General features: G+C 55.1%; 5 protein-coding genes. All 5 read left to right on the top strand.

Annotated features, from left to right (window positions below; genetic code table 11):
- Window positions 1-234, top strand: a 234-nt coding sequence (locus tag GFJ39_RS13160) for a hypothetical protein (RefSeq protein ID WP_457851933.1), incomplete at its 5' end; no start/stop codon positions are given.
- Window positions 235-374: 140 nt separating this feature from the next.
- A complete protein-coding gene (locus GFJ39_RS13155; protein WP_153431841.1) occupies window positions 375-581 on the top strand; it encodes a type II toxin-antitoxin system Phd/YefM family antitoxin in 207 nt (68 codons plus the stop codon).
- A complete protein-coding gene (locus GFJ39_RS13150; RefSeq protein ID WP_153431839.1) occupies window positions 571-2,130 on the top strand; it encodes a type I restriction-modification system subunit M in 1,560 nt (519 codons plus the stop codon). Before GFJ39_RS13155 ends, GFJ39_RS13150 begins: the two co-directional genes overlap by 11 nt.
- Complete coding sequence (locus tag GFJ39_RS13145) at window positions 2,127-3,329, top strand: restriction endonuclease subunit S (RefSeq protein ID WP_153431837.1); 1,203 nt, start codon at window positions 2,127-2,129, stop codon at window positions 3,327-3,329. Before GFJ39_RS13150 ends, GFJ39_RS13145 begins: the two co-directional genes overlap by 4 nt.
- A gap of 1 nt (window position 3,330) precedes the next feature.
- Window positions 3,331-6,498: a type I restriction endonuclease subunit R gene (locus tag GFJ39_RS13140; protein ID WP_153431835.1), complete on the top strand. Its 3,168-nt coding sequence runs from the start codon at window positions 3,331-3,333 to the stop codon at window positions 6,496-6,498.
- The last annotated feature ends 177 nt before the right edge of the window (window positions 6,499-6,675 follow it).

The following is a 6,675-nucleotide window of genomic DNA, read 5'->3' as shown; positions in this document are numbered from 1 at the left end:
CTAGGGTATCAACCCCATAGCATGATCGACCTCGATACCCTTTCGACGCTGACTCGATTGCGCGGTGACTTCGGAAGATTGGGTGGGTTGCTGAAGCTTTGGCTGGTCGAGGAACCGGGACAGGCCGTGTCCGATGGAGAGGTACAAGCGGCACTGGACACGATCCTCTCAAAGCAAGCCAACCTGACAGACCTTATTGAACGGTTGGAAGCTGTTATTCCGATGAATCCTTGACCGCCAGAATTACGAAGGACACGCACAATCTGACATGATGGTGACGCCCTTTCGTGAATGCGTTTGGGGTATCCAGTGTTGTGTTGCCAAGAAGAGCTATTTTGTCCTAAATGGCTCCATAAAGCTCGATAGGACTAACCATGAAAACCATGTCTGCACGAGAGGCAAAGAATGCTTTCGGTCTGATGATTGACACCGCGCGAGCTGAGCCCGTTCGGATCGAGAAACATGGGCGAGGTGTCGTGGTAGTCCTGTCTGTGGAGGATTACGAACGTCTTTCCGCACGTTCCAAAATAGAGCCTGACGCCCGTGTCGTGGCAGTCGAGGGGAATAACGTTGGCAATTGATCTTCAAGACCTTTCCGGCCGCCTGTTTCAGACGGCGAATCAACTTTGGACCAATACGGAGCTGCGGCCGGATCAATATGCCCAGCCAGTATTAGCGCTGATTGCCTTGCGGCAGATGGAGGCGCGGTTCGATCTGGTAGATGCGGAGCTGCCCCGAGGTGGTCGGCTCGGCAACCCTGTCCCAGCTAATTATCACGCCAAAGGTGCGATTTTTTTACCGCCACACGCACGCTTTTCCTATCTACTAGCCCTGCCGGAAACAGAAAATCTGGCCGACGCGCTGAATGAGGCGATGAAGACCATCGCCGAGCACAATCCCGATCTCGCCGGTGTGTTGCCGCAGGGTTATGGGTCGTTGCCCAATTCAGTGCTGCGCGAACTGCTGCGGCTGTTACACCCCCTAAAGATCACCGGCGATGCCTATGGCCTGATCTTCGAATATTTCATGGGCGAGTTCGCCAGTGCCTTTATGCAGAAGGGGGGCGAGTACTTTACTCCAAGCTCAATCGTTAAACTAATTGTCGAGGTGATTGAGCCGTATCACGGCAAGATTCTTGATCCTGCCTGCGGTTCCGGTGGCATGTTCGTTCATTCAGCCGAGTTTGTTCGCCGACATAATAAGAATCCCGCACGCGCCATCAGTATTTACGGCGTGGAAAAGATGGGAGACACGCAAAAGCTCTGCCGTCTCAATCTCGCAGTTCACGGTCTCAGCGGCGATGTGAAGGTCGCATCGAGCTATTATGAAGATCCGCACCATATGGTCGGCGGCTTCGACTTCGTGATGGCCAATCCACCTTTCAACCAGAAAGAGGTCGATCGAGCCCGGTTAGTGAACGAGACAGGGAAGGTGAACGCGCGGTTTAGCCTGGGTATCCCCACGGTTAACAATGCCAACTACCTATGGATCGGCATGTTCGCCGCCGCGCTGAACGAAAAGGGCCGCGCCGGCTTCGTGATGGCCAATTCGGCCAGCGACGCAGGTGGCTCCGAGCGGGAGATGCGGCGCAAGCTGATCGAGAGTGGTATCGTCGATGTCATTATTTCGACATCCCCCAATATGTTTTTCACGGTCACTCTACCCGTAACCTTGTGGTTCCTCGACAAAGGTAAGAAAGGTACCGCTCGCGAGGATGAAATTCTCTTCATCGACGCCCGTCATATCTTCCGTCAGGTGACGCGCGCCCATCGTGATTTCACGCCTGAACAGATTGAACTGTTGGGGAATATTGTGCGCCTATGGCGTGGTGAGGCTGAAGAGCTAGCGGCAGGCAGTGCTTTGGAGATGGCCCGACTGTTCGGAGTTGATGGCAGCTACCAGGACATTCCTGGTCTCTGTAAAGTCGCCAAACATGCCGAGATTGCTGCGCAGGACTGGAGCCTGAATCCTGGCCGCTATGTCGGTGTTGTACCTGGTGAGCAGGTGGAAGATGAGGATTTTCGTGAGCGATTGGAGGCCTTGCAGGAAGAACTAGAAGGGCTGAACGCCGACGCGACACGCTTGCAAAATGTCATCGCAGCAAATGTGGCTGAGGTGTTGACGGCATGAACAACTCTAAAACTTGGGTATCGCTACAACTGGGAGAAGTATGCAAACTCCGGGGAGGGGTAGCGTTCAAACCCGCGCTACAGGGGCGCAATCAGGGCGAGTTTCCATTCATCAAAGTTAGCGACTTTAACTTGTCAGGAAATGAAGTCAGCATCAACGGCGCAAATAATTGGGTAGATGCGGCAGATAGCTCGATCATTCAAGGACAGCCATTTCCCGCAGGCGCTACTGTATTTGCCAAGATCGGAGAGGCTCTAAAACACAACCGCAAGCGCTTCCTTACACGGCCGACTTATATCGACAACAACTTGATGGCAGCGGTTGCTAAACTAGATGTCATGCTTCCTGAATTTCTGTTTCAGCTATTTCGCACCATTGATATAGCTGCGAGTGATGTGGGTACGGCGGTTCCCTATGTAAAAGCCTCGACACTTGAAAAAATCGCAGTTGTTATTCCTCCTATTGAAATTCAACGTCGCATCGCGTCGATCCTTGGCGCATATGACGATTTGATCGAGGTTAACCGGCGCCGGATCGCAGTATTGGAGGAGATGGCGCGGAGGCTGTTCGAGGAATGGTTCGTCCACTTCCGTTTCCCCGGCCATCAGACGGTGGGCATTGAGGATATCTCCAGCGATCTCCTGCCTGCGGGGTGGGAGTTAGAAACACTAGGAACGCTTGCAGATATACAGTGGGGTGATACCTCAACCACTAAGAAGTCGTATACGCCCAATGGTTATCGAGCTTACAGTGCTTCAGGACCGGACGGCTTCATGCCGAAGTTCGATTATGATCGTCTTGGTATAGTTCTTAGCGCAATTGGCGCGCAATGCGGAAAGACATGGTTGGCGCGCGGGCAATGGTCATGCATCAAAAATACGATGCGTTTCTGGGCACGCGCGAGCGGTGTTGGCACTGAATACCTGTATCTGGCACTTTCTGATCCCAAAAGATGGCCAAAGCGCGGAGCCGCTCAGCCATTCATTTCCTTGGGCGACGCGCGGAAAATCAAAATTATTCAGCCCGACAAAAACACATCGACTCGCTTTGAAGTATACGTAGCGCCGATGCTTGAATTGGCTGATACCTTATCATTGCAGAACGACAGCCTCGTAGTCTCCCGCGATCTCCTTCTTCCGCGTCTGATATCCGGGCAGCTTTCGGTTGCGCAGGCCGCGCGTGAACTGGAGGCCGCCTGACATGATTTCACCCTCGCTTTCCAGTGAATTCTCCGAAGATAGTGCAGTTGAGAAGCCAGCGCTGGCGCTGTTGCAGCACCTTGGCTGGCAGCATCTGAACCTGAGAGAAGAAGCGCCGGGACCAGAGAACCCAACTGGTCGCACTAGTTTTCAACAGGCATACCTGCCCGCTCGATTGAGGGCTGCACTGGTTAAACTCAATCGCGGCCTGCCGGCAGAAGCTCTCAAACTGGCCGAAGAAGAGTTGGTACAGGATCGCTCCGCCCTTCTCCCCATCGCCGCCAATCGCGATTTTCACCATCTGCTGCGTGAGGGTGTGCAGGTGGAAGTGAAGAACCCCGAAAGCGGCAAGACGGATACCCTCACTGTCCGCGTGATCGACTGGAAAGACGTGGAGGCGAATGATTTCCTCGTCGCCAGTCAGATGTGGATTGCGGGCCTGCTGCATAAACGGCGCCCGGATACCATCGGTTTCGTCAACGGCCTGCCGCTGTTGTTGGCGGAGTGGAAGACGTTCTCCAAGCCTGTTTTTAATGCGTACGATGACAATCTGCGCGATTATCGCGACACTATCCCGCAGTTGTTCCCGCTCAACGGTTTTGTGATCCTTTCCAACGGCCATGAATCGTTAATGGGTGGATCGCATACTGATTTCGACTTCTTCGCCCCATGGAAAAAGCAAGAGGAGGATGGGCCGGAAGACCCGAGCCTCGCCACCATGCTGCGCGCTACCTGCGAACCCACGCGTTTTCTCGACCTTATCGAAAACTTCACGCTGTTCGATGAGGCCAAGGGTGGCTTGCGTAAAGTTGTCGGTAAATATCATCAGGTGCTGGGTGTAAACCGCGCCATGTCGGCGGTGGAGCATGTCGCCGCCAACAAGGGCCGCCTCGGCGTGTTCTGGCACACGCAAGGCTCCGGCAAGAGCCTTTCCATGGTGATGTTCGCGGAGAAAGTGCTGCGGCGCCTGGGTGGCAACTATACCTTTGTGATCGTCACCGACCGCACCGAGCTGGATGACCAGATCGCCGGGCAATTCGCTAGCGCCGGTGCGCTCACCAAGCAGATCGACCAGGCGCAGGCCGGCAGCCGCGCGCATCTCAAGGAATTGCTGGCAGGAAACGAGCGTTACGTCTTCACGCTGATCCAGAAGTTTTCGACGGCCGACCGGGAAGCGATGCCGGTGCTTTCGGACCGTTCCGACATCATCGTCATCACCGACGAGGCGCACCGCAGCCAGTATGACCAGTTGGCGGCGAACATGCGCGCCGCTCTGCCCAACGCCGCCTTCATTGGCTTTACCGGCACGCCGCTGATCCAGGGCGAAGAAAGCCGTACCCGCGAAGTGTTCGGCGATTATGTCTCGGTCTATGATTTCGCCCAGTCGGTCCGCGACGGGGCGACGGTGCCACTCTATTATGAATCGCGCAAACCCGAGCTTCAGCTCAACGCCGACGAGTTGAAGGAGGAGCTGGACGAACTTCTTGACGAGGTGGAGCTGAGCGAGGAGCAGGAGAAAAAGCTCCAGCGCGAATTCGGCCGGCAATATACGCTCATCACAAATCTGGACCGGCTCGACAAGGTGGCCGAGGACGTGGCGCTGCATTTCGCCATGCGCGGCTATCGCGGCAAGGCGATGTTCGTCGCCATCGACAAGGCGACCGCCGTTTCCATGTACGACCGGGTGAAGCTGGCCGTCGCCCGCTTGATCGCGGCGGACGAGGCGGCGCTCAAGACCGCTCATGAGGCCGAGGGGGCGGCGATTGCCGAGCGGCTGCAATGGCTGCGCGAACTGGATATGGCGGTGGTCGTCAGCCAGGGGCAGAACGAGGTGGATGACCTTCGCAAGAAGGGTCTCGACATCCTTCCTCATCGTGAGCGGATGCAGAAGGAAGACCTGGAGGAGAAGTTTAAGGACAAGAACGATCCGCTGCGGCTCGTGTTCGTGTGCGCTATGTGGATCACTGGCTTCGACGTGCCCAGCATTGGCACCGTCTATCTCGACAAGCCGATGAAGAACCATACGCTGATGCAAACCATCGCACGGGCTAATCGCAACGCATCGGGCAAGACCAGCGGCGTGATCGTCGATTACGTAGGCGTGTTCAATAATCTACAAAAGGCGTTGGCAATCTACGCCGGAAGTACGGGCGGCTGCGAAAAGGACGAAACGCCGATCAAGGACAAGGCGGCACTGGTAAAGGCGTTGGAGGAGGTTCTGGATCAGGCTGGTGCCTTCTTGCAGCCACTGGGCGTAGATGTTTCCGCGATCATGGCGGCGGATGCGCTTTCCCGGCTTGGCCTGATCGCGAAGGCGGTGGAGGTTCTGGTTGCGCCTGACGCGCGACGACGCGAGTTCATTCAACTCGCGGGCGCGGTGACGAAGGCTTACAAGGCGCTGTTGCCGGATGAACGAGCTACACCTTACCTGAAGCCCGTCGCGGTGTTTCACATGCTGGCCGATGCGGTGAAGGCAAAACTGGGACCGGCAGATATTTCTGCCGTTCAAGCCAAGATCGCCGAATTGTTAGACGACAAGTTAGGCGGTGTGGCGATCCTTACACCCATCGTCGAGGGGACGGGGGCAGAGGGGCGTGTCGATCTTTCTGACATCGACTTTGGTAAACTCGCCAAGCTGTTCGAAAAAAGTCCTAAAGTTGCTTCCGAGCGATTGCGTGAGGGCGCGAAGGAGAAGGTCCAGAAGATGGCCGAGACAAATCCCATTCGCACTGATCTGGTCGAGAAGCTGGAAAGGCTTGTTGCAGAATACAACGCTGGTTCCATCGACGCAGAAAAATTCTTCGAGGCTCTAAAGGATTTTGTCGCCTCTCTCGACAACGAGGAACAGCGAGCCTCCCGAGAAGGGCTGAACGAAGAAGAGTTGGCGATTTTCGACTTGCTTACCACGCCAGAACTGAAGCTTACCCAAGCGCAGGAGGTCGAGGTAAAGCGGGTGGCGCAAGAGTTGTTGGCAAAATTACGCAGGTTGGTTGGTACAATAGATTGGGTGCGGGGGCAGGAAACTCGGGGCGCTGTGTTCAGCGAAATCCAGGTGCGACTGAACGAATTGCCTGAGGAACCCTATCCGCAGGCGTTGTGGGATACGAAGGTGGCGCACGTATGGGATTTTGTACTGCGGCGGTATTCCGTAGGTCGCCCAGCTTTTTAGGTTGGGTGAGAAGACTCACATTCTGGTTAGAGATCGTATCATTGTAACTCGGCGTGGTATTAATCGTGGTATCGATTCTATAAATGTCGAAATATCATTGTTTCTAAAGGGTATAATCTGGAGGGATCGAAGAACTGTTTGTTGATGCGCTTGTCTGATGATTTTAGTTTTTTGGCG

It is taken from the genome of Gluconobacter aidae, assembly GCF_009547075.1.
In the GTDB taxonomy this organism is placed as follows: Bacteria; Pseudomonadota; Alphaproteobacteria; order Acetobacterales; family Acetobacteraceae; genus Gluconobacter; species Gluconobacter aidae.
The sequence above is the reverse complement of the archived record's forward strand: the minus strand, read 5'-3'. Positions and strand labels throughout refer to the sequence as shown.